Source organism: Streptomyces sp. 3MP-14, assembly GCF_006334905.2.
GTDB lineage: Bacteria > Actinomycetota > Actinomycetes > Streptomycetales > Streptomycetaceae > Streptomyces > Streptomyces triticirhizae.
This window is the reverse complement of the sequence record NZ_VDLZ02000008.1, coordinates 114,775-137,949: the sequence shown is the minus strand read 5'-3', so window position 1 is coordinate 137,949 and position 23,175 is coordinate 114,775. Positions and strand designations below refer to the sequence as shown.

Annotated in this window: 19 protein-coding genes and 1 CRISPR repeat array; of the genes, 6 read left to right on the top strand and 13 right to left on the bottom strand. The window is 71.1% G+C overall.

All coding sequences use genetic code 11. The annotated features are described in order from the left end of the window. Positions 1-141 precede the first annotated feature (141 nt). From FH609_RS15280 to FH609_RS15265, 4 genes are all read left to right on the top strand, one after another. The gene (locus FH609_RS15280; protein WP_405378955.1) at positions 142-1,398 is read left to right on the top strand and encodes an extracellular solute-binding protein; all 1,257 of its coding nucleotides are present in this window, start codon (positions 142-144) and stop codon (positions 1,396-1,398) included. A gap of 91 nt (positions 1,399-1,489) precedes the next feature. Beyond that, positions 1,490-2,485 carry a carbohydrate ABC transporter permease gene (locus FH609_RS15275; protein WP_139667782.1) on the top strand — a complete coding sequence of 332 codons (996 nt, stop codon included), beginning with the start codon at positions 1,490-1,492 and terminating at the stop codon, positions 2,483-2,485. 83 nt (positions 2,486-2,568) lie between these two features. After that, positions 2,569-3,375 carry a carbohydrate ABC transporter permease gene (locus tag FH609_RS15270; RefSeq protein WP_226961706.1) on the top strand — a complete coding sequence of 269 codons (807 nt, stop codon included), beginning with the start codon at positions 2,569-2,571 and terminating at the stop codon, positions 3,373-3,375. Positions 3,376-3,611: 236 nt separating this feature from the next. Then, positions 3,612-6,263: an NACHT domain-containing protein gene (locus tag FH609_RS15265; protein ID WP_139667778.1), complete on the top strand. Its 2,652-nt coding sequence runs from the start codon at positions 3,612-3,614 to the stop codon at positions 6,261-6,263. A 63-nt stretch (positions 6,264-6,326) separates the two neighbouring features. Here the strand turns inward: FH609_RS15265 and FH609_RS15260 are convergent, their stop codons facing one another. From FH609_RS15260 to FH609_RS15225, 8 genes are all read right to left on the bottom strand, one after another. Next, positions 6,327-9,785 carry a PQQ-dependent sugar dehydrogenase gene (locus FH609_RS15260; protein ID WP_226961687.1) on the bottom strand — a complete coding sequence of 1,153 codons (3,459 nt, stop codon included), beginning with the start codon at positions 9,783-9,785 and terminating at the stop codon, positions 6,327-6,329. 205 nt (positions 9,786-9,990) lie between these two features. Then, positions 9,991-10,770, bottom strand: coding sequence for an ABC transporter ATP-binding protein (locus FH609_RS15255; RefSeq protein WP_226961686.1), 780 nt, complete (start codon positions 10,768-10,770; stop codon positions 9,991-9,993). Next, positions 10,760-11,524: an ABC transporter ATP-binding protein gene (locus FH609_RS15250; RefSeq protein ID WP_139667776.1), complete on the bottom strand. Its 765-nt coding sequence runs from the start codon at positions 11,522-11,524 to the stop codon at positions 10,760-10,762. Before FH609_RS15250 ends, FH609_RS15255 begins: the two co-directional genes overlap by 11 nt. Beyond that, the gene (locus FH609_RS15245) at positions 11,521-12,696 is read right to left on the bottom strand and encodes a branched-chain amino acid ABC transporter permease (protein WP_226961685.1); all 1,176 of its coding nucleotides are present in this window, start codon (positions 12,694-12,696) and stop codon (positions 11,521-11,523) included. Before FH609_RS15245 ends, FH609_RS15250 begins: the two co-directional genes overlap by 4 nt. Then, entirely contained in the window at positions 12,680-13,564 is an 885-nt protein-coding gene (locus tag FH609_RS15240; RefSeq protein ID WP_139667774.1) for a branched-chain amino acid ABC transporter permease, read from the bottom strand. Before FH609_RS15240 ends, FH609_RS15245 begins: the two co-directional genes overlap by 17 nt. A gap of 7 nt (positions 13,565-13,571) precedes the next feature. Beyond that, positions 13,572-14,750 (bottom strand): amino acid ABC transporter substrate-binding protein, encoded by a 1,179-nt coding sequence (locus tag FH609_RS15235; RefSeq protein ID WP_226961684.1) that lies wholly within the window; start codon positions 14,748-14,750, stop codon positions 13,572-13,574. A gap of 376 nt (positions 14,751-15,126) precedes the next feature. After that, complete coding sequence (locus FH609_RS15230; RefSeq protein WP_139667770.1) at positions 15,127-16,896, bottom strand: cellulase family glycosylhydrolase; 1,770 nt, start codon at positions 16,894-16,896, stop codon at positions 15,127-15,129. Positions 16,897-17,311: 415 nt separating this feature from the next. After that, positions 17,312-17,584: direct repeats of the CRISPR family, unit length 29 nt; unit sequence GGGACCATCCCCGCGCGTGCGGGGAGCAG. A gap of 189 nt (positions 17,585-17,773) precedes the next feature. Then, complete coding sequence (locus FH609_RS15225) at positions 17,774-19,147, bottom strand: hypothetical protein (RefSeq protein ID WP_139667768.1); 1,374 nt, start codon at positions 19,145-19,147, stop codon at positions 17,774-17,776. A 144-nt stretch (positions 19,148-19,291) separates the two neighbouring features. Here FH609_RS15225 and FH609_RS15220 point away from each other — a divergent pair, with 144 nt between their 5' ends. Further along, a complete protein-coding gene (locus tag FH609_RS15220; RefSeq protein WP_139667766.1) occupies positions 19,292-20,236 on the top strand; it encodes an aminoglycoside phosphotransferase family protein in 945 nt (314 codons plus the stop codon). 135 nt (positions 20,237-20,371) lie between these two features. Continuing rightward, positions 20,372-21,028: a hypothetical protein gene (locus FH609_RS15215; RefSeq protein WP_139667764.1), complete on the top strand. Its 657-nt coding sequence runs from the start codon at positions 20,372-20,374 to the stop codon at positions 21,026-21,028. 197 nt (positions 21,029-21,225) lie between these two features. Here FH609_RS15215 and FH609_RS15210 read toward each other — a convergent pair whose 3' ends face one another. From FH609_RS15210 to FH609_RS15190, 5 genes are all read right to left on the bottom strand, one after another. Beyond that, positions 21,226-21,411 carry a DUF397 domain-containing protein gene (locus FH609_RS15210; protein ID WP_139668060.1) on the bottom strand — a complete coding sequence of 62 codons (186 nt, stop codon included), beginning with the start codon at positions 21,409-21,411 and terminating at the stop codon, positions 21,226-21,228. Positions 21,412-21,486: 75 nt separating this feature from the next. After that, complete coding sequence (locus FH609_RS15205) at positions 21,487-21,675, bottom strand: DUF397 domain-containing protein (protein WP_319789594.1); 189 nt, start codon at positions 21,673-21,675, stop codon at positions 21,487-21,489. Between the two features lie 62 nt (positions 21,676-21,737). Beyond that, entirely contained in the window at positions 21,738-21,920 is a 183-nt protein-coding gene (locus tag FH609_RS15200; protein ID WP_139668055.1) for a DUF397 domain-containing protein, read from the bottom strand. An 84-nt stretch (positions 21,921-22,004) separates the two neighbouring features. Then, complete coding sequence (locus FH609_RS15195) at positions 22,005-22,205, bottom strand: DUF397 domain-containing protein (protein WP_139667763.1); 201 nt, start codon at positions 22,203-22,205, stop codon at positions 22,005-22,007. 15 nt (positions 22,206-22,220) lie between these two features. Beyond that, on the bottom strand, positions 22,221-23,087 hold the full coding sequence (locus tag FH609_RS15190; RefSeq protein WP_139667762.1) for a helix-turn-helix domain-containing protein: 867 nt from the start codon (positions 23,085-23,087) through the stop codon (positions 22,221-22,223). Between the last annotated feature and the right edge of the window lie 88 nt (positions 23,088-23,175).

Below are 23,175 nucleotides of genomic sequence, written 5' to 3'. Positions count from 1 at the left end.
GCGTGAAGATCGTCGGGCCGGGAACGGCCGGCGCCCCTTGACGGCCCCAAAGGTCTATGCCATTTTCGACGCTTACCACGTCGCCAAGCCAATTGGTCAGTCATCGCAGCCACTTCCGCCCTCTCGACCACGAGGTGACCCGTGAGGTTCCGTCCCCTGGCCTGTGCCACCGTCCTGACCAGCGTCATGGCCCTGACAGCCTGCGGGGGAGGTTCCTCCGACGGCGACGACGGGCCCGTCACCCTCGACGTCTGGCTGATGCGCGACAGCGTCAGCCAGGAGTTCGAGGAGGAGTTCGTCACCGCCTTCGAGGACGCCCATCCCGGCATCGACGTCAACGTCCAGATCCAGGAGTGGAACGGGATCGGCGAGCGCGTCACCGCCGCCCTGGCCAGCAACGACGCGCCCGATGTGATCGAGGTCGGCAACACCCAGGTCGCCCAGTACGCGGCGAGTGGCGGCGTCACCGACCTCACCGACCGGGTCGCCGACCTCGGCGGGGAGGACTGGCTGCCGGGCCTGGCCGAGCCGGGCGCGGTGGACGGCCGCCAGTACGGCATCCCGTACTACGCGGCCAACCGCGTGGTCATCTACCGCACCGACCTCTTCGAGGCCGCCGGCGTCGACCCGGCCGAACTGACCACGCGCGACGCCTGGTTGGCGGCCACCGAGCGGCTCAACGAGCCCGAGGGGCAGCAGGGCATCTATCTGCCGGGCCAGAACTGGTACGCACTGTCGGGGTTCATCTGGGACGAGGGCGGCGACCTCGCCGTGGAAGCCGGCGACGGCTGGGAGGGGGCGCTCGACACCCCGGAGGCGCTGGCCGGCATGGACTTCTACCAGCAGCTCCAGGCGCTGGGCGAGGGGCCGCGCGACTCCGACGAGGCCGAGCCGCCGCAGGTCGAGGTGTTCGCCGGCAGCGAGGTGGCGCAGATCATCGCCGTGCCGGGCGGCGCCAACCTGGCCGTGGAGCGCAACCCCGAACTGGAGGGGAAGATCGGCTTCTTCCCGATCCCTGGCAAGACGCCCGACACCCCGGGCGCCGTCTTCACCGGCGGCTCCGACCTGATCATCCCGGCCGCGTCCCAGGACCCCGACGCCGCGTTCACCTTCGTCGAGGAGCTGACCGGGGACCGGTGGCAGGTGGAGCTGTCCCGGGCGATGAGCTATGTGCCCAACAGGACCTCGCTGGCCGACGAGGTCGCCGACGACCCGGGCGTGGCGGCGATGGCGGTGGGCGCGGCCAATGGGCAGGCGACGCCCAACACCCCGGAGTGGGCGGCCGTCGAGGCGGAGAACCCGATCAAGGACTACATGACGGCCGTGCTCACCGGCTCCGACCCGGCCGAGGCCGCGCGCGAGGCGTCCGAGGTGATCACCAGGGCGCTCAACCCCTGACGCCCGGCCGGCCGTTCCCCGGCCACCGATGACTCTCGCCCGTTCACGAATGCCGCCCGTACACGACCTCGCCCGAGTCGAAGGGAGTGCCATGCAGGCCACCGGCCGGCGCGCGGAGCGCGCCACGCCGCCCGATCCCCCTTCCGTTCCCGAGGCACCGCCGGCCGGCGCCGCGTCCAACGAGCCGGCCGGCCGGCAGCGGGGCTCGGGCTGGTGGCCCTACCTGCTGATCGCGCCCACCGTGCTGGGCACGGCGGCGCTGCTGCTCGTGCCGCTGCTGCGCGGCGTGCTGATCTCGTTCCAGGACTTCGAGCTCCGCCAACTCATCAACGGCGACGCGGAGTTCGTCGGCTTCGACAACTACGCCACGCTGCTGGGCGACTCCCGCTTCTGGGAGGTGGTCCGCCGCACGTTCCTGTTCATGGCGATCAACGTGGTGGCGATCATGGTGCTCTCCACCCTGGTCGCGCTGCTGGTCGAGCGGCTGGGCAGGTTCGGGCGGACGATGGTGCTCAGCGGCCTGGTGCTGGCCTGGGGAATGCCGGTGATCGCGGCGACCACGGTCTTCCAGTGGATGTTCCACTCCGAGTACGGAGTGGTCAACTGGTCACTGACCAGCCTGGGCTTCGAGTCCTTCGACCGCTATCCGTGGTTTGCCAACGGACCGGCCGCCTTCGCCATCGTGGTCTTTCTGGTGGTCTGGCAGTCGATCCCGTTCGCCGCCATCACCCTCTACGCCGGACTGACCACCGTGCCCAGGGAGCTGCACGAGGCGGCCAGGCTGGACGGGGCCAGCGCCTGGCAGGCGTTCCGGACGATCACCTATCCGATGCTGCGGCCGATCTTCCTGCTGGTGCTCTGCCTCGAAGTCATCTGGACCTTCCGGGCGTTCGTCCAGATCTGGGTGATCACCCAGGGCGGGCCGGGGGACGCGACCACCATCCTCCCCGTGTACGCCGTGCAGACCGCGCTCTCCGCGCAGCGCTACGACCTGGGCTCGGCCGCCTCAATGATCACGGTGCTGCTGATGTCGACCGTTCTGGTCATCTACTTCCGCCAGTTGTACCGGCAGGAGGCCGAACAGTGACACCCTCCGTCCCGACCACCTCGGCGTCTGTTCAGGCGTCGGCCCCGGCCGCGCCCCCGCGCCGCCGGCGGCGGCGCCATCCGCTGCGTTCGACGCTGGCCGTCGTGGTCTTCGCGTTCTGCGTCTTCCCCGTCTACTGGATGTTCTCCACGGCCTTCAAACCGTCGACCGACATCCAGACCGATCAGCCGCAACTCGTTCCGCTCAGTTGGACGTTGGATCACTTTCGGACGGCGATCGAGAGTGACGGCTTCTGGCTGTTCTGGCGCAACAGCCTGCTGCTGACGGTCGGCGCGGTGCTGCTGGCGCTGGTGGTGGCGCTGGCCGCGTCGTTCGCCGTGGCGCGGATGCGGTGGCGCGGGCGGCGGGCGTTCCTGGTGCTGATCTTCGCGGCGCAGATGGCGCCCTGGGAGTCGCTGATCATCCCGATCTACATCATGTACCGGGACGCCGACCTGCTGGACCGGCTGCCGGCGCTGACGCTGATCTACTTCATGATCACGCTGCCGTTCACCATCGTGGTGCTCCGCAACTTCCTGGCCACGGTGCCGGAGGAGCTGGAGGAGGCGGCGCAGGTGGACGGCTGCACCCGGCCGGCGGCGTTCCGGCGGGTGGTCTTCCCGCTGCTGGCCCCGGGGTTGATGGCGACCTCGCTCTTCGGGTTCATCACGGCCTGGAACGAGTTCGCCTATGCCAACTTCCTGATCATCAAGGATCAGGACAGTCGCACCCTGCCCGTGTGGCTGACCTCCTTCCAGAACACCTTCGGCACCGACTGGGGCGCCACCATGGCCGCCTCCTCCCTCTTCGCGCTGCCCGCGCTGCTGATCTTCCTGCTGCTGCAACGCCAGGTCACCTCCGGCTTCGCCTCGGGAGCGGTCAAGGCGTGAGGCGGGGCCTGGACCTCTGAGGGGCCGGGGTCCCGGGCCCCCGGGTGAGGGCGCGCGCGCCCGCGCACGCGTGTCTCTGCGCGCCCCCAACGCGCCACCGCACCACGGGGCTTGGCGGAACGCGACGCCGCTCGCCCGACGTTCTCCCCGTGATCCCGGCCGGCGGCGCGGGCGGGATCAACAGGGCGGCGGCCAACGGGCCACTGCCGAGGACTTCCCACGGGAACGCTGAGGAGATGGACGGGGAGACACGCGGGGACGGCGGGCCGCTGTTCGTGCACAACGAGATGTCCGGGCGCGCCGACTATGTGGTGCAGATCGGGCAGGTCATCGGCGATGTCACCGTCAACGCCGTCATCACGGAGGCCGATCCGGTCGAACGGGCCGTTCGTGAGCTGGCGTTGAGCGTGCACGCGCAGTGGGGCGCCGAGCTGCGGGCGCGGGACGTGGCGGCGGAGCGGGAGCCGTTGCACGTCCGGTGGGCGGCGCGCTGGCAGACCGCTTCGGCGTCGCCCGACGGGGCGCCGGCCACCGGCCACGGGCACGCCGGCCACGGGCACGGCGGGGACACGCGTGCCGGGGACGCGGCGGCGCTGGTGGACGCCTTCCTCTCCCTCTCCTTCCGCCGGCTACTGCTCCTGGGCCCGCCCGGCTCGGGCAAGTCGGTGCTGGCGATCCACCTCACCCGCGAACTCGCCGCCCGCTGCCTCGCCACCGCCGGCGCACCCGTTCCGGTGCTGCTCACCCTGGAGGGCTTCGACCCGGCGAAGGAGCACTTCCACGCCTGGGTCAGGCGCAGCCTGCCGCCCGCCGCCCGGGACCGGATTCCCGGGCAGCGGCTCCTCCCCGTCCTCGACGGGCTGGACGAACTGCCCCCGCACCGCCGGCGGCAGGTCCTCCAGGGGATCGACGGCGCCCTCGGCCGGGACGACGCGGTCATCCTCGCCTCCCGGGAGGACGCCTACCGCGAGACGGTCGCCGCCGGCGCGGAGATCACCCGCGCCTCCACGCTCACCGCCCGGCCCGTTGAGCTGTCCGAGGCGACGGCCTACCTGCTCCGCGCCACGCCCTCCCGCCTCCACGACCGGTGGCGCGCGGTCGCCGAAGCGCTGGCCAGCGACCCCGGCGCGCCCCTGGCCCGGGCGCTCGCCAACCCGCTGATGATCTGGCTCGCCAGCCGCTCCCCCGCGCCCGAGGAGCTGCTGGCGCACGGCGAGGACGTCGAACGCCGGCTGCTCGACGCCGTCTTCCCCGCCGTTTTCACCGAGGACCCCACCGACCCCGACCGGCTGCACGCCCCGGGCCGTTGGAACCCGGCGCGGGCGCGCGGCTGGCTCACCGCGCTCGCCCGCCGCCTCGACGCCGAAGGCACCGCCGAGTTGGCCTGGTGGCGGCTGTTCCGTGGGCCGACGAGCTGGCTGGTGACGGTGGCCGTGCTGTTCGGCCTGTCCCTGGGCCTCGCGCGCGCCGCCGAGGCGTTCACCGCCTGGTACGCCGAGGACTTCTCGGCCACGCTGGGCATGGAGCTCTCGCTCTCCATGGGGGCGTTGCAGGGAGCGCTGCTGTGGTTCGCCGCCGAGCACTGGTTCGGCGCCCGCCGGGGCGAGCCGCGCCGGCGCGCCAACCCGTTCCGCATCCACGCCGCGCTGCGCTCGGCGAGCCGGGCGGCCTCGGTGCGGCGGGCGGCCTGGGCCTCGGTGGCCGTCCTCTACCCGGCCGTGATCACCGTCCTGGTCTCGACGGAGGCGTTCGACCAGCGGCCCTATCTGGTGACGGCGGTCTGCGGGTCCGTTCTCGCACCGCTGCTGATGGTCGCGATCGCCGCGCCCGCCGACACGGTGGACGCGGCGACGCCGGCGGGGCTTCTCGCCGACGAACGCCGCGCCACGCTGCTGTCGATGGCGGTGGTGGCGCCGCTGATCGGGATCGGGCAGGCCGCGCACGACTGGTTCGGGGTGGCGCCGGCGGCCGGCGTCGGGCAGGGCGTGATGGGCTGGTTCGGCGCGGCGGCCGTGCTCTTCCTGCTGAGCCCGTGGAGCCGTTGGCTGCTCGCCAAGTGCTGGCTGGCCTCGCGCGGCGTGGTGCCGTGGTCGCTGATGGAGTTCCTGCGCGACGCGCACGCCGGTGGGCTGCTCGCCCAGGGCGGCGGCACCTTCCGCTTCCGCCACCTGAGCCTCCAGCGGCACCTGCTCGCCCCGACGGCGCCTCGACTCGGCGGGCCCGTGCCCGCCCCACGTACCGCGCCCGCCGCCGGCGCTCCCGTTCCCGCCGCGCGCCGGTCGCTGCGGCAGGAGATCAGGGACGTCGAGTCCCGCCCCGCAGCCGGGCGGAAGGGTTGGCAGGTCCACCAGGACGACGCCCACGCCTTCCGCGTGACCGTCCGCCAACGGGGCCTCCCGGTCGCGCACTGGCCGGCGTTGCTGCTGGTCGCCGCGGTGCTGATGATCCGCGCCGCGTTGAACGGGGAGCCGCTCAGGGCCCTGGTCGCGGCGGCCATCTGGTGCGGCTTCGCGGCGCTGATCAGCCTGGTGGGGCTGGCGAGGCCGCCGGTCACGACCGAGCTGTTTCTGACGCCCGACCACCTGGCGTTCCGCGTCGGGCGGCGCAACGGCTGGCTCGCCTGGGCCGATGTGCTGGCCGTCGACGTCCAGAAGGTCACCACCAGGGGGCGGGACACCAAGGTCTACGCCGTGCATGTGACGCTGCGCCCCGGCGCCGCGTTACCGCCGCGCTCCTTCCGCAGCGGGGGCGGGCGTTACTGTGTGCTGCCGCTCTCGTACGTGCCGGCGCTGCCGGCCGATGTCTCGGCCGCGCTGGCCCGCTTCGCCGGCGCCCGCTGGACGCCACCGGCGGCCGGCCTCTCGCCGAACGGCGGCCCCGGCGCGTGAGCGCGGCGCCGCTCGGTCAACGGCCCGCGCGGAACGGGCCGTTGACCGGGCGGCGGCCCGGGATCAGGGCGCGTTCTCCGCCGGGGTGCCCGTGACGGTCACGTCGCGCACCCGGCCGAAGTTGTCGAAGGAGCCGAAGCCGAGCCGCCCGGCGCCGAGGGTGGTGTCGGTCGCGGTCAGCAACGGCTCGTCCGCACCGTCGAGATAGACGGCCGTCTCGCCGGTCTCCGCGCAGACCTCGACGCGCACCTCGTGCCAGTCGGTGTCGTCGATGGCGGGCGGCGCGCCGAGTTGGCCGTCCCACTGGTCGTCCACGCGCACCCGGTCGGCCTCGTTGACGACAAAGATCCCGTTGTGCGGGTAGATGGTGTTGTCCTGCGAGAGATGAACGTAGGAGAACCGGGTCGGCGAGACGTAGTGATAGATCAGCACCACATCCCGATCGTTCCTGGCCACCGGCTCATCGATGCGGACCGTCGCCTCGTAGACGAACAAGGAGTACGCCGGCCCCGCCGTCAACACCGCGTACTCGAACGGCCGTCGGGGCCCGGACGGCTCCTCGCCGGCGGCGGTCTGGATCACCTCGCCGTTCTCGAACCGCCACAGCCCCGGCGTCAGCGGCGCCCAGTCGGCGGCCTCGCCGACATCGGTGGTCACGGTGTCGCCGACGGCGCAGCCCGGCGTCGGCTGCTGCCCGGCGTCGCCGGTGACCTCGGTGACGCGCCAGACCTTGCCGTTGGCCTTGGACAGCAGATAGAGCCGGCCCTCCGCGTCCTGCCCGAACCGCAGATCGACCCGGCCGCCGCCGGTCAGCTCCGCCATCGTGGTGGGCTGGCCGTCCGGGCCGATGACGCCCACCGCGTGGAACGGGGCCCGCTCGCCGCCGCGTTCGAAGGCGGCGGCCTCGGCGAAGCGCAGCTCGCCGCTGACGATGTCGCCGAAGACATAGCGGCCGTCGAGCACCGGGTAGACCCCGTCGGGCGGGACGAAGCCGCCGACCAGCGAGACGCCGGAGTTCCGCCCCAGCGACAGCACCGGGTAGGTGTAGCCGAAGGCGTCGTCGTCGGGCGGCAGCGGATAGACGTTGGACGGGTCGTCCCTGCGGAAGACGAAGCCGCCCTCGCGTTCGTTCCAGCCGGCGTTGTCGCCCGGCTCGATGTCGTAGACGGAGTCGATGGACTGCTCGCCGATCATGCCGACGAACAGCCGGCCGTCGGCCGGGTTCCAGCTGAAGCGGTGCGGGTTGCGGAAGCCGAGGGCGTAGACCTCGCCGAGCGCGTCGGGCTGGCCGACGAACGGGTTGTCCGCCGGGATGCCATAGGCGCCGCCGGGCCCGTTGTCGCCGGCCGGGTCGATGCGCAGCAGCTTGCCCTGCGGCTCGCCCGGGTCGAGCGGCCGGTCGCTGAAGTTGGGCACCTCGTCGCCGTCGCCCGAGGCGATGTACAGCAGGCCGTAGTCGGCGTCCCCGGGCCCGGCCAGCGGGTTGAAGGAGATCTGTTGGAGCCCGTGAAGGAACCGGCTGTAGCCGATGCGCAGCACCTCGCGCCGGGTGCCGGCGAACGTGTCGGCGCCCGGGTCGTCGGCGGTCCACTCGGTGATCACCCCGTGGACGCGGGTGTCCTCGGGCGGGGTGAAGGTCGGCGTCGCGCTGGTCAGGGCGTCGCCGGCCTCGGTGTGGACCGTGTAGAAGCGGCCGTTCTCGGCGAACTCGGGGTGGAAGGCGACAAATCCGAGTCCGGTGCCGAGGGAGGGTTGGATGACGAAGTCGGGGAAGGTGTCGGCCGCGTCGAGGTACTCGGTCTGCTCCCCGGTCTCCTCGTCCACCAGATAGAGCGGACCGTTGAGATCGGGCACGGCGAGCCGACCGCTCTCCGGGCCGCCGGGGCCGGGCAGCTCGGAGACGTAGTTGATGCGCGCGGTGCCGTCGCCGCCGGTGGCCGGCAGGTCGGTCACCTCGTCCAGGTGCAGCTGGACGTCGGAGGGCAACGGGGTCTCGGGGATCGGGGTCTCGACGGGGCCGTCACCCTGGTCAACGGCCTGGCAGTCCTCCGCGTTCCCGCTCGGCACCCGGAGATTGACGGAGTGTTGGTCCACCGCGATGTCGTCCAGCAGCAGCCGGCCGGCGGACGTGCCCCCGTTGAGCGCGAAGAAGCGGTCCAGGCCCTCGGCCGTGGACTGGCGGAAGGCGTAGTCGAGTTCCTCGCTCACCGGCAGCCGGGTGGTGGTGCGGTAGGGGCCGCCCCTGCTGTAGAGGCGCAGCCGGTCGTCGGCGTTGTCGGCGACCAGCCAGACGCACTGCCAGGCGTCGGCCGACCAGGTGCCGGCCTGGGCGAACGCGTCGCCGTCGCGCACCTGGAGGTCGCTGCTGTTCTGGCTGTTGGCCTGCACCCGCATGTCGGGGAAGCCGGCCGGGGCGTCCACGTCGGTCAGCCCGAGCGAGGTGTCGACCGGGCCGTCGCGCCGGGCGCGGAAGAAGACCGTGCCGGTCGCGCCCTCGGCGATCTCGGGCACCGGGCGGTGCCCGGCCAGGTTGTTCCCGGTGAGTTCGACGACCTGGTTGGGCGCCGGCGACCCGGTCGGGTCGGCCAGCACCCGGGCGTCCTGGTCGGCGCTCCAGCCGTCCTGCCCGTCGAGCGCCGCCGGCTGGTATGCCTCGAAGTCGACGACCTCGGCGTAGGCGGGCGCCGGGTTGGCGGTGGTCGCGGTGGCCGGCGAGAGGTGGATCTCGTCGAGGTGAACGTCGCCGGTCGGCACGTTCTGGTCGTCGTTGAGCAGCAGGAACGTGCGCAGCTCGGCGTCGCCGCCGGTGCGGAACGCGAACTCCGTCTGCCCGTCGGGCCCGCTGGCCGGCCGTGGCTCGCCGCCGGCGTGCGCGGTGTGCACCCGGTAGGTGTCGGCGGCGTTGTCCACCACCAGCCAGACGGCGTACCGTTCGCCGTCCTCGACGTCCGTGTCGAGCACCCGGTCTTCGTCCCCGTCGCGGGCGACCAGGCCGCGCGCGTCCAGGGTGAGGTGGGGGCCGAAGTCGTCGAGGTCGAACGGGTCGCCGGTGGTGTCGGCGCCGAGGCCGGGGGATTCGTCGGCGCTCAGGCCGATGTTGAGGCCGGTGGCCTGCCGTTCGTCGGCGACGAACTCGAAGAACGCGGTGCCGGTGGCCGCCGGGCCCAGGGTGAGGTCGCCCAGCTCGGCGTAGGCGTTGCCCCGGTAGCGCACGGGGTCGCGGCCGGAGAGGTAGATGGTGAGCGCCTTGCCGGAGAGCGCGGCGGGCGCCTCGTCGGAGACGACGGCGCCGTCGGGCGCGCCGGGGGTGTTGACGTGCCAGGAACCCTGGGTGCGCAGGCTGCCGTTGGCGTAGTCGTCGAAGACGGCGAGCGGCGCGAAGCCGTCGACGGCCGCCGCGCCCGCCGCCGTTGGGCTTCCGGCGTCGGAGGCGCTGGCGGGCAGGCCGGCGAGCAGGGTGGCGACCAGCGCGCCGGCGGCTGCGGCGGCGGTCGCGGCGACCGTTGTGCGTCTGCTTCTCATGGGACTCTCCGCAGGACGTGGGGGCATGGGAGGTCGTGCGAGATGGTGCGCGAGGGTGAACCGGGTGTGAGAGAGGGGGAACGGGTGCGAACGGGGGCGCGGGGCTGAACGGGCGGGGGGCGGGGCTCGTTGTCAGGGGGCGCGGGGCGTTGTCAGGGCGCGCGCCGCACACGGGCGCGCGCCCCGGGTCGGGACCCCAGGCTGGTCAGGACGCCGCCTTGGGGCGGCCGCCGAGGTACAGCTCGGAGAGCCGCTGGTCGGCGAGGAGTTCGGCGGCCGGGCCCGAGATGTGGACGCGGCCCAGGTCGAGGACGCAGCCGAGGTCGGCGGTCTCCAGCGCGCGTCGGGCGTTCTGCTCCACCAGCAGCACGGCGGTGCCGGCGTCCCGCATCCGCGCGATCTGCTGGAAGACGGTCGCCGTGGTCTTGGGGTCGAGGCCCATCGACGGCTCGTCCAGCAGCACGACCTTGGGGTCGATCATCAGCGAACGGGCGAACTCCACCTGCTTCTGCTGCCCGCCGGAGAGCAGCCCGGCCAGCTGCTTCCACCGCTCCCCCACCACCGGGAACAACTCCCGTACGAACGCGACCCGTTCGGCGATCCGCGCGCGGTCCCTGAGGGTGTAGGCGCCGAGCAGCACGTTCTCCTCGACGGTCATCTCGCGGAAGACGCTGTGCCCCTGGAGCACATGGGCGAGCCCGGAGCGGAGCATCTGCTGCGGGCCCTGTCCCGTGACGTCCGCTCCGTCGACGACGACGCGGCCCTCGCGAGGGCGGAGCAGTCCGCTGGCGACCTTCAACACGGTCGACTTGCCGGCGCCGTTGGGCCCGACCAGGCAGACCACGGTGCGCGGCGGCACCTCGACGGACAGGCCGCGCAGCACCATCGCGGCCCGGCCGTACCCGGCGTACACGTCGTCCAGCACCAGCAGCGGGCGGGCGCGCCCGGCGTCGGCCGGCGGCTTCTGGGACTCGTCAGACGCCAAGGTAGGCCTCCAGCACTCTCGGGTCCTCCTGCACGACGGACGGCGGGCCCTCGGCGATGGGACGGCCCCGGTCGAAGACAACCACGTGGTCGGAGAGGCTCATCACCATCTCCATGTTGTGCTCGACGATGAGGAACGTCTTGCCCTCGGCGTTCAACTCCCGCACCAGCGTGCCGATGCGGCCGATCAGGGAGGGGTTCACGCCGCCGGCCGGCTCGTCGAGCATGATCGTGTCGGGGTCGGACATCAGCACCCCGGCCAGTTCCAGCAGCTTCTGCTGCCCGTAGGAGATGGCGCCGGCCTCGGCGTTCTCCAGGTGGTCCAGGCCGACGCGCACCAGCAGGCCGCGCGCCCGTTCGATGGCCTGGGCGTCGCGGGACCGCGCCAGCAGCTGGCGCAGTCCGTCCGTGCGGACGGCGACCAGCAGGTTCTCCAGGACGGTCATCCGGGGGAAGATCCGGCAGAGCTGGAAGCTGCGGCCGATGCCGCCGCGCGCGATCCGGTGCGGTGCCCGGCCGGTGATCTCCTTTCCTCGGAAAAGGACCGATCCGGAGTCGGGTTTGATCATTCCGGTGACGCAGTTAAAAAAGGTGGTCTTGCCGGAACCATTGGGGCCTATCAGCGCGTTGATCCGACCGTCACGGAAAGTAACCGTTGCCTCGTCCACCGCCCGCACTCCACCGAAGGACTTGGTCAGTGCGACCGTCTCCAGCCCCGTCGCCGTTCCCGCAGCCGCCGCCGTCTCCTCGCTCATCGCCCGCCCCCGCCTTCGCTCTCGGACCTGGCCCCGTGCTCGGACTCGCCCGCGCCGTCGGGTTCGCCCGCGCCGTCGGGCGGGCCATCGGACGCCTTCTGGTTCCGCGCCAGCAGCTCCTCCGCCGTGACCTCCCGGATCGACGCCTGCTCCGGGCCGAGGCGGCGCAGCAGCGCGCCGATCGCCGGGATGATCCCGTCCGGCATGAAGAGCACCACGATCCCCAACAGCGCGGCCGTGGTGACGAGATGGAGCTGGGTGTCACCGAACTCCAGCTTGAAGTACTCCAGCGCCGTCCCGACCACCACCGCCCCCACCAGCGGCCCGAACATGTTCCGCGCGCCGCCGAGCAGCGCCATCAGCACCATGTAGGCCCCCAGCAGGATAGAGAACTGGAAGATCGGGTCCAGATCGCCGAACCACAGCGCGTACATCCCGCCGGCCAGCGCGGTGAACGTGGCCGAGATCAGATAGGCGGCCAGCTTGTAGTCCCGCGTCGGCACGCCCAGCGCCTCGGCCTTGTCCTCGTCCTCCCGCACCGCCTTCAGCCCGGCGCCAAACCGCGAGCGGTCGATGACCCACCAGGTCAGCAGCATCACCGCGAGCAGCGCGACAAACAGGTAGTAGAAGATCCGGTGGTGGTCGGGACGGTAGAGGTCGGCGAACGGCCGGGGCACGTTCAGCCCGTTGGCGCCGCCGGTGAAGTCCTCCCACGCCTGGAAGACCAGCAGCAGGATCAGCACGAAGGAGATCGACACGATCACGAACGACGCGCCCCGCACCCGCAGCGCGGCGATGCCCACGGGGACGGTGACCACCAGCACGATCAGCCCCGCCAACAGCCAGGCGAGGAACGGCTGGAGCGACAGGTCCCTGATCAGCAGGCCCGTGCTGTAGGCGCCCAGGCCGAAGAACGCCGCGTGCCCCAGCGAGACATAGCCGGTGAAGCCGCCCATGAAGCTCCAGGCGGTGGCCGTGCAGGCGTAGCAGGCGACGATCACGCCGGCCGAGAGCACATAGGCGTTCGGCACGAGTTCCGGGAAGAGCAGCACCAGCGCGGCACCCACCACAAGCGTCGCGTTGCGCGCCCAGCCCAGCGGCGTGAAACCGCCGGCGCCCCTCCCGGCCGTCCCCTCGACGGTTCTCTCCTCGGTGTCAGAAGCGTTGGGCAAGACGACCTCCGAAGAATCCCTGGGGGCGGAGCATCAGCGTCACAAACAGGGCGATATAGAACAGGGTCTGCGCCCAGGTGGTGCCGAGTTCGACTTGAAGCAGGCTCTGTCCGATCCCGAGCACCAACGCGGCGATCGCCGTGCCCGGGATCGAGCCGAGGCCGCCGACCACGATGATCGCCATCAGCGGGCCGATCCAACTCCAGTGCAGCGACGGATAGATCGTGGCGTCCAGCGACAGCGCGGTGCCGCCGATGGCGGCCGTGGCCAGACCGATGCCGAAGCCGACGCCCGCGACCCAGTCCGTCCGGATGCCGACCAGCTGCGCCGCCTCCCGGTGCTGGATGGTGGCCCGCAGCGCCAGACCGAATTTCGTCTTCTTCAACAGGAGGAACAGCAGAGCCAGGGACACCGCGGCCAGCCCGAAGGCGATCAGCTTGACCACCGCGATCCGGGCGCCGAAGAACTCGAAGTTGCTGCCCGAGTACGACAGTTGGATGCGCCGCTGGGTGCCGGACCAGACCAGGCCCAGCAGCCCCTCGATCAGCAGCGCCACCGCGAAGGTCAGCAGCACCGACATCATCGTCAGCGTCGCGGGCCGCAGCCGGGTGATCAGCACCCGTTGGATCAGCACCCCGATCCCGAAGAAGAGAGGAACGGTCAACACCATAGAGAACAGCGGATCGAGACCGGTCTCCCGGTGGAAGTACCAGGCCAGATAGGCGGCCAGGATGACGAAGGCGGCGTGGGCGATCATCACCACCCGCATCACGCCGAAGTAGAGCGTCAGCCCCGCCGCGAGGATGGCGTAGAGCCCGCCGAGCAGCACGCCCAGCACCAGGCTCTGGAAGAGAAGCGTTCCGTCCATGCCCTGCTCACCACTCCGGCTTCGGGTAGACGAACTCGGCTTCCTGGGTCTCCTCGGGAAGCACGATGCGGATCTCGCCGTCCACGTACTGCTGGATCAGGTGCGCGCCCTCCGGGCGGCCCTGGGCGTCCCAGCTCAACGGGCCGACGATGGTCTCGACCTCGTTCTCCCGCAGCCAGTCGACGAGTCGTTCCTGGCACTCGCCCTGCTCGGCACAGCCGACGGCCTCCACGGCGGCGGCGACCACCTGGCCCGTGGTGTAGGCGTTGGCCTCGTCCTCGGCCGGCGGGGTGCCGAACATCTCCTGGTACAGCTCGACGAACTCCACGTTGGACGGGTACGGCGCGTCCGGGGTGTAGCCGGTGGGCGAGAGGATGCCCTCGGTCTTCGCGCCGATGGCGGCGGCGAACTCGGGGTTGGTCGGCGCGGTGGAGAACGCGGCCAACTTCGGCTGGTAGTCAAGCTGTTGCAGCTGGACGATGATGTTCACCGCGTCCTGGTACTGGGTTCCGCCGATCACCATGTCCGCGCCGGAGGCGTTGATCTTGGCGGCGATGGAGGAGAAGTCGGTGGTGTTGGGCGGGTACTCCTCGTCCACCACGATCTCAAGTCCGCCCTCCCGCAGCCGGTCCCGCAGGCCGTAGGCGGTGGACTGCGCGAACGGGTCGTCCATCGACGCGACCGCGACCGTCTGCGGCCGTTCGTCCTCCGGAAGCGACAGGATGTGATCGGCGAGATGGTTGTAATGGTCGTTGGCGACGGCGGGGGCGGCGTAGAAGAGGTTCTCGAAGCCCTGCTCGAACACCTCGTTGGCGGCGCCGGCCGGTTCGACGAAGAGCATCTCGTACTCCTCGGCGACCCGGGCGCTGGGGATCACCAGCCGGGTGGAGAACGGCCCGAAGAGCAGGTCCACCTCGTCCAGCGCGATCAGCGCCTCGTAGTCCTGCACCACCCGGTCGGCGGCGGACTGGTCGTCGAGGATCTTCAACTCGACCCGCTTGCCGAGGAGTCCACCGTTCCGGTTGACGGCCTCGACCCACGCCTCGTAGCCGCGCTGCACGCCCTTCCCCGGCTCGGAGAAGTCGCCGGTCAGCGGGAGCGAGACGCCGATCAGGATGACGTTCTCGTCGTCACCCCTGGGGTCCCCGGAACAGGCCGTCGCCAGAAGCACGGACGCGGAGAGCACCGCGGCCCATGCGACAGCGCGGGGTCGCTGCCGCTGTGCCTTGGCCAAGCGCCGGTTGGGCATGAAGGGAGGTCTCCTCGCGTCATCGCAGGGCGGGGTGAGGGCATCGGGGGGGGTCGAGGGCCGGAGAACTCGGCGGTGGCCCGGCGGAGTTGGGGACGGGGAGGGTGCGCGTCGGGGTGGGCTGCCACGACGGTTCGAGTAAGCGCTTTCCTTGCTGCTGCCTGGGTACCGTACTGGCCGAGCAAAGAACGAGCAATATTCTCGACAGCCCCAGTCGTTTCCGGACATGGGTGGGCCCCGGGCGCTGAGCGCCCGGGGCCGGTGCCGCCGCCCGCGCGGGGAAGGGCCGCGCGTGGGGACGGGAGGGGGAACGTCAGGTGGCCGGGGTGCCGGTGACCGTCGAACCCGAGGTGGTGAGCGTGTAGTCGAGCGTCGCGCCGCTCCAGAAGTGGAACGTCAGGTTGACCGTCGCGTTGTCCCGCACATCCGCGAAGAACTCGGGCGTCAGCGCGATGGTGCCGGCCGCGTAGTCCGGGTTGAAGGTGTAGCCGAACTCCTTGAACGAGGTCCAGTCCTGCGGGCCCGCGTTGGTCCCGTCGTCGTAGACCGCCTCCATGGTGGCGAGTTGGTCACCGAGGAACGCGGTCGGGATCAGCAGCTCCTCCGTGGTCCCGGTGGCCGCCTCCTGCGTCGGGGTCTCGTGAACGATGACGTTCACCTCCCACGGCACCCCCGCCGAGAACTCCAGCGTCAGGGTCGCGTTGACGCCGTGCTCCTGGCTCTCGGTGAGCCGGGTCAACAAAGCGTCGGAGAGGGTGAGTTCGTCGCCCGAGACGGTGTAGTCCGTGCCCTCGGTCAGCGGCGTGCCGTCCTCGTTGACCGAGACGAGGGTGTTGCCGTTGGGGTTGAGGGTGAGCGTCGCCGCCTCCGGCGCGGTGCCGCGCGCGACATACACCTGGTCGCTGGACGCGGTGCCCGAACGCTCCGTCCAGCTGGACGAGATGTGCGCGAAGAGCGCCGGGTCCTGCCAGACGTGCTCGGTCCGGTCGAGGTGTTGACCGTTGTCCCAGAGCATGGTGGTCACGCCGTGCTCGCGCGCCTCCGCGCCGAACGCCTCGAAGAACTTCAGCTTCTCGCCCTGCTCCACGGTCCCGGTGTGCCGGTCGAAGCCCAGCAGCCCGTACTCGCCGAGGATCACCGGAATGCCCTGCGAGACGAACGACTGGTCCACCCGCTCGAACATGCCGGTCAGGTCGGCCTCGGTCTCCTCGTCGAAGCGGGTGTAGCCGGCGATGTTCACGCTGAACGGCCAGAAGCCGTAGTAGTGAACGGTGGCCGCGAGGTTCGGGTCGTTCAACTCGGCGAAGGTCGCGTTGAGTTCGTCCAGCCGGGCCTGGTCGGCTGAGGTCTGGAGGGTGGGCAGCACGAGCACCCGGTCGGCGTTGTTGCCGCCGGAGGAACGGACGATCTCGTGGAACGTCGCGTTCAGCTCGTGCATCAGCTCGGCGTTCTGCTGGTCACCGGAACTGCCCTCGAAGAACGGCTCGTTGATGCTCTCGAAGAGCACCTGGCCCGGCGCGTCGGCGAAGGTCTCCGCGATCTGGGTCCAGGTGGCGGTGTAGCGGGCGAGCACCTCGTCGTGCTTGGTCGGCAGCTCCATGACCCACTGCCAGGAGTCGTGGTGCACGTTGATCAGCACGTACAGGTCCTCGGCGAGCGCCATGTCGACGACCTCCTCGACGCGGGCCAACTGCTCGGCGTCGATGGTGTAGTCGGGCGCCGCGCCCTGGTGCTGGGACCAGGTCACGGGGATGCGCACGCTGTTGAAACCCTCCGCCTTGACGGCGGCGAACAGGTCCTGCGTGACGCGCGGGTTGCCCCAGGAGGTCTCGTCGTCGCCGGTGGCGTCGAGGGTGTTGCCGAGGTTCCAGCCGGGTTGCATGGCGGCGACGACGGAGGCGGCGTCCGCCGGGGCCGGCGCCTCGCCGGCGGGGGTCGCCTCGCCGGCGGCGGTCGCCTCGCCGGCGGGGCTGGCGGGGGTGGTCGGGGTGGCGGCCTGCGAGAGGGCGGGCAGGGTTGCCAGGCCCAGAACGGCCAGTATCGCGGCCAGTACGGTCAACAACGGTCGTGAGCGGCTCTTCACGTGCGCCCCTTCCGGGTTGGGGGTGGTGGGGGGTTGGGCTGGTGCGGGGGTTGCGGGGTTGCGGGCGTTGCCGGGGTGTGAGGTTGGGGTGGGGTGCGCGTCGCCTCCCCGGCGGGGCGGCACCGACCACGCCTTCGGTCCGCCGCACGCACGGGGAGGCAACGCGCGGGAGCGCTCCCATGCCGTCGGCGATGCTAGCTGTCGAACGCCGTTCGCATAACCGGTCGGGAACGGGGCCCGCGAAGCGGCTCGTGCCCGTGGGGCACGAGCCGCGCAGGGGGCGCCGCCGGCGCGGGGCCGCCGGGGCGGGGGCCGCCGCGCGGGGCCCTGGCACCTGGGCGGCGCCGGGGGCGGGGGGTCTGGCGTGTGCAAGGGGACGCCGGGGCATCCGAGTTGATCAATGCACGAACGCCCGGGGACCATCCTCGCGCGTGCGGGGAGCAGGACACCCGCCCCTGGTGGCGGCCCGCATGGACGGGACCATCCCCGCGCGTGCGGGGAGCAGCCGGCGGTGTAGGCGCGTTGCGCCTCGGTTCGGGGACCATCCCCGCGCGTGCGGGGAGCAGGGCCATGGGTTCGCTGTCGGTCTCGATCGCTGGGGACCATCCCCGCGCGTGCGGGGAGCAGGCCAGGGAAGTCGTGGCCCGCGTCGCCAAGCTGGGACCATCCCCGCGCGTGCGGGGAGCAGAGTTCGTGAGCTGGGGTTTTATCGGCGCTCGAAGCGGATTTTACTTACTTCTTGGGAACGCGACCTATGGGGCGAAGCACCCCACGCCCCACCCATCCGCAGCATCCGTGGCAGGTCCTCTCCTCGTCGCTCTTCGCCGGCGCTGCCAGGCCCGCACTCCCCCATCGTTCCTCGTTCACGCACCACGCATCACGCGTCTCCCCCTTCGGCCGGTGGGTAGATCACGGTGACCGTCGGGTAGTCCGGGTCGTCGGTGAAGATGCCGTAGCCGTCGATGTCGGTGGTGGGGAAGACGGGGGGCGGGTCCTGGTCGGCGAAGTCTGTGATTTCGCCCGTGGCGAGGTCCAGTTGGAGGGGGATGTCGCCGAAGGGGTCGTCCGGGGGTTCGGCCGTGCCGAACGCGCGGCCCGTGTCGGTGATCGCCGTGAAGCGGACCGGGTTGGAGTCCTCGGTCTCCGGGAAGCAGTCGCCGGTGCCCTCCTGGAGGTCGAACACCACCCGCTCGTGGAACAGGTAGCGCCCGTTCGACGACAGTCCCTCCGCCGCAGCGACGGCCTTGTGGCCGACGGGGCACCTGAGCCTCGCTCGGATCTCGCCGGTCGCGCTGTCCACTGCTGCCCACACCCGTTGGTTCTCGTCCTCCAACGACGGCCAGACCGCGACGATCGCACCACCCGCGACCAGGCTGCCCGTGCTGTCCGTCGGGTCGGCGTCGTCGGGCGCGATGTCGGCGAGCGACCAGCCGCCGGAGACCCAGACCGCGTCGAAGTCGTCGTACAGCCCGGGCTCTCCGAGCAGCGGACCGTTCGGGGTCGTCCCGAGGATGACGGCTTCCGACGCCTCACTGATCGGGCCGCAGTCCGCGCAGGAGGCGGGCGGCTCCAACGCCTCCGGAGTCAGGGCGGTTCGGTCCCCCGTTGCCGGGTCCACCGCCACCACGGACTCCGCTCCGGGTAGGAACCCCAGGTCGCCGCCGAAGGTGACCACCAGTCCGCCCCGTTCCTCGACCTGCCCCTCGCCCTCCACCTCGACATAGATCGGCTCGGGCGCGTCGGCGGACTCGTCGACCGGGAAGATGTGGAGCACGGTCACCTCGTCGCCGCGTTCGATGGTGCCGCCCTCGGTGACGCCGGCCGACCAGGCGACGGCGTAGTCCCGGCCGTCGAAGGAGAGCGCGAGGAACGCGAGGGCCGCGTCCGGGCTGACCGCCGTCACCGGGTCGCTGGTCCACCGGGTCTCCCCGGTGGCGAGGTCGCGCACCCGCAGCCGCGCCTCCGAGGTGTTCGCGCCCCAGACCGGTTCGGCGACGGCCCGCGCATGGGGCAGGGCCAGCACCTCGCCGCTCTCCGTCTGCCATCCCCGCGAGGTGTCGTAGACGGCGGGCACCGGTAACTGTGTTTCGGGCGGGCCGAGTTCGGCGTCGCTCTCGTCGTCGGACGGCCCACCCGAGGCCGCCGAACCGTCGTCCTTCTCCTCGTCGGAAGCCTCCGTCAGGCTCCCGTCCACCTGGTCGTCCGTCCCGCCGCCGCAGGCCGCGAGTAAGCCGACGGCCAGACCGGCCACCAGAACATTCCGAAGTCGTGTGCGCAGCACAGAAGTTCGCCCCCCCGGGTTCACCTGTCGTGTCTCGCCTCTTCCACGGTACGGCGGAGTCGGCGAAACGGCGATGGGCGGGGCGGGCACGGGGGCGGCGCGTAGGCTGCCGGGATGTTCGAGGTGCCGGAGGCGTTGGCGCGGGAAACGGTGGAACGGGAGGGCGCGCCCGGCGCGGCGTGGGTCGCACAACTGCCCGCCGTCGTGGCTGAGTTGGTGGAACGCTGGAACTGTCTGCCGGACGGCGGGATCACGCACGGCGGCGTCGGGGTGATCGTCCCGGTGCGGCGCCGGGCGGAGGGCCCGGCCGTGCTGAAGGTGTCGTTCCCGCACCCCGGCAACGTGCATGAACCGGACGCGTTCATGGCGTGGCGCGGGCGCGGCGCGGTGCTGCTGTACGAACGGGACGACGCGCGCTTCGCGATGCTGCTGGAACGGGCGCACGCGAGCAGCCTGGCGGAGGTCGAGGACGGCGACGAGGTGGTGACGGTCGCGGGCCGGCTCAGCCGCCGGCTGGCCGTCCCCGCGCCGCCCGGCCTGCCGAGGCTGCGGGAACGGGTTGCGGAGTGGGTGGCCCAACTCCGGACAGACGACGCGGAGTTGCCACACGGAATGGCGCCCGGAACGGTGGCCGCCGCCGTGGCGACCGCGACCGAGCTTGGGCATGAACAGCCCGAGGTCATGGTGCACGGCGACCTGCACGGCGGGAACATCCTCCACGCCGAACGCGAGCCGTGGCTGGCCGTCGATCCGAAGGGTCTGGTCGGCGACCCCGCCTACGACGGGGGAACGCTCCTGAAGTCGCGCGCCCCGGCCCTGCTCGGGGCCGACGACCTGGGCCGGGCGGTCCACCGGGTGCTGGCCGCGTTCGCCGAGGCGGCGGAGTTGGAACGGGAACGGGTGCGGTGCTGGGCTCAGTTCCACGCCGTGCAGGGCGTGTTCTGGGCGCGGCGCCACGGGGTGCGGATCGCGCGGGGCGGCGAGGAGTTGGAACGACTGGTGGGGTTCGGCGAGGCGCTGGCCGAGTTGCTGACCCGGCCCGCCCGCGCCGGCCGGTGACGCGGTGGCCTCCCGCCGGAACGCGATCGGCACCGCCCTGTCCTCTCTTGAGAGGTGTCATATCCGCGTTCTGTCGCGGTGTGCGGTTCGAGGATGACGGGACCCCTCCCGAGCCCGGCCTGGTAGGCATCGTCCATGACAGATCCGCGACCACGCTCGCGCGTGAGGCTGTTCCGCTCCGCCGCAATGACGGCCGCCGCGTTAGCCGCCCTCATGCTCACTTCGTGCGGCTCTGGGGAGCCGGAGATCCCGGAGAGGGAAGAACTCTTCCAGGAGTACCTGGAATCGACCGATGTCGTGAACGACCCCCTCGACAGCGGCGGCGGAACGACGGAGGACCGGCTGGCCAACTTCGCCGCCTACGGCACCCCACAGCAAACGTTCAACCGCCTCCTGTCCCCGTCCCCGTGCGGTGCTGACTCCGACTGCCCCGCCGAGGCGGACCTCCAACGTTCCATCCTGGTCAAACACGAGGACGAGTCGCTGGAGGTGCTGACCGTGTACTTCGGCGAAGGAACCGACACCCTGATCGACTCGACCGGTGAGTCCTACACCGGCGGTCTGGACGACTTCCGCGAGAACAACAACCTGCTCGACGCGGACGACGTGATCCTTGCGCCCAGCGACATCACCTCCACAACGGGCAGCGACATCGTCGTGGTCACCGGCCACACCGGCAGCGACACTTGGCGCACCTGGGCAACTGGCGGAGTCATCGCCGCCGTTGTGCTCGGATTCGGGGGCCTGATCGCCCTCCTCATCACCCGCCGCCGCGCCCGAGACGATTCCTGAGCCGCCGGTGTGCATGGAGATGGGCGCCTCTCCGTCCACCCGCCTTGATCCGGCCCCTACGTTCGGCGTTGGTGATCGCGTTCACCACCATGTCCTCGAACTCCCGGCGCGCCGACGCCGGCGCGCGCGCGATGCGGACGCCCCGCCGGGGTGTTGCCGTCCCGGCGGGGCGCGGTGGGTGGTCGTCGGGTAAGGGTTCAGTCCGTGCTCAGGTGCGCCAGCAGCACCCGCCACTGGGACGCCGGAAAGGTCAGCACCGGCGCCGCCGGCATTTTCGAGTCCCGAACCGCACGTCCCGTGCGCGTCGCAGCCACCTCCAGGCAGTCACCGTTGCCACCGCTGTAACTACTCTTCCGCCAGGGACCGGTGGGGTGTTCGCCCATCATCCGTCGCTCACTCCTCCTGCCGTTCACGCGCCGACGCCGGATCAAGCGAACGCGCGGCGCCTGGAAAAGGGTTCAGTCCGTGGTCAGGTGCGCCAGCAGCACCCGCCACTGGGACGCCGGGAACGTCAACACCGGACTCGCCGGCATCTTGGAGTCCCGGACGGCCCGCCCCGAAGGCGTCGCCGCCACCTCCAGGCACTCGCCGTTCTGCATACTGTGGCTGCTCTTCCGCCAGGGCCCGAGGGCCTGTTCGCCCATCATCCGTCGCTCACTCCTCCTCCAACGCCCGAATCAACCCAGGCGTGCGATGGTCGGGTAAGGGTTCAGTCCCTGGTCAGGTGCGTCAGGAGAACCCGCCATTGAGCGGCGGGGAAGGTGAGCACCGGCCCCGCCGGCACCTTCGAATCCCGAACGGCCCGGCCGGAGGGCGTGGGCGCGACTTCCAGGCAGTCGCCGTTCTGTGCGCTGTAACTGCTCTTCCGCCAGGGCTGGTTCGGTCGTTCCATTGCCATCGTCCTGCCTCTCCTCGCGAAAAAGGTCGGGGCGGCGGAGAAAGAATCTCCGCCGCCCCGTGTTGTGTGTGAGGTCCGTCAGCGAACGTCGAAGGCGTCGGCCTTTAGCGCCTGGGCGAACGCCGCCCAGGGCGCCGCCTCGAAGGCGATGGCCGTCGCCTCGGTGCGCTTGGAGTCACGAACGTGCAGGCCGCCCTCGGTGCGGCGGCGGGCCTCAACGCACTCACCGTTCTGCGCGCTGTAACTGCTCTTGAACCACCCGAACTGGTCTGCCTGCATTTCCCGTGTTCCTTCTTATGCGTCCGTTTCCCTGATGATGCTCTCGATCAGGGACTGGCTCTCCAACTCGCCCAGGGCCGTGGCCCGCAGATGGTTGAAGATGTCCGCGTAGAGCCCGATGTCGGCGGGGTCTTCGAGGTATGTGTGACTGATGTGGTTCTCCAGCAGCACGACTTCCATGTCGGACGGCTCGGGGAACCGGTAGATCTTGAAGGGAAAGGGCCCACCTCGGTACGCCCCTACGGAGAAGGGTAGTACCTGCATCGTCACGTTTGGAAGCTTCGCCAGCTCGATCAGATGGCGCAACTGGTTTCGCATGACGGCCGGTCCGCCGACCTGCTGGCGCAGGGCGGCCTCGCCGAGGACCATCCAGACCTCGATCGGGTTCTCCTCGCGGAGCAGCGCCTTCTGCCGCTCCAACCGGACGTCGAACCTGGTCTGCTCCTCCGGCCCGAGCGGCTTGGGCGAGCCACCGCCGATGATGGCCCGGGCGTACTCCTTGGTCTGGAAGAGGCTGTCGATCACGCCCGGCTGGAAGCCTCGCGAGTAGGAGGTGTCCTCCTCCAGGCCGACGAAGTCGAGGAAGTCCTGGGGCAGCTGGTCCTCCAGGACGCGCCACCAGCGCTGCTTGCGACTCTCGCGGGCCAGGAACAGCCAACCCTCGCGCATCGCAGGGTCCTTGACCTGGTACAGGTCGAGCAGCGCCTTGAGGTCCAGCGGCCGGATCGGGCTTCGGCCCGACTCGATGCGCGAGACCTTCGAGATGTTGCAGCTCAACTGCTCGGCGGCGTGCTCCAGAAGCAGTCCGTGGCGCTCGCGCAGTCGGCGCAGGTTGGTGCCCAGCACACGGCGGCGGACGGTCGGGTTCGGGTTGTCCGGCATCTGACGGTCCTTTCGGTAGCTGGCCGACAGCGTAGCGTGCCGTGCGGAATCTCGCGATCGAACAAATGAATTTCAACAGCCGACTTGC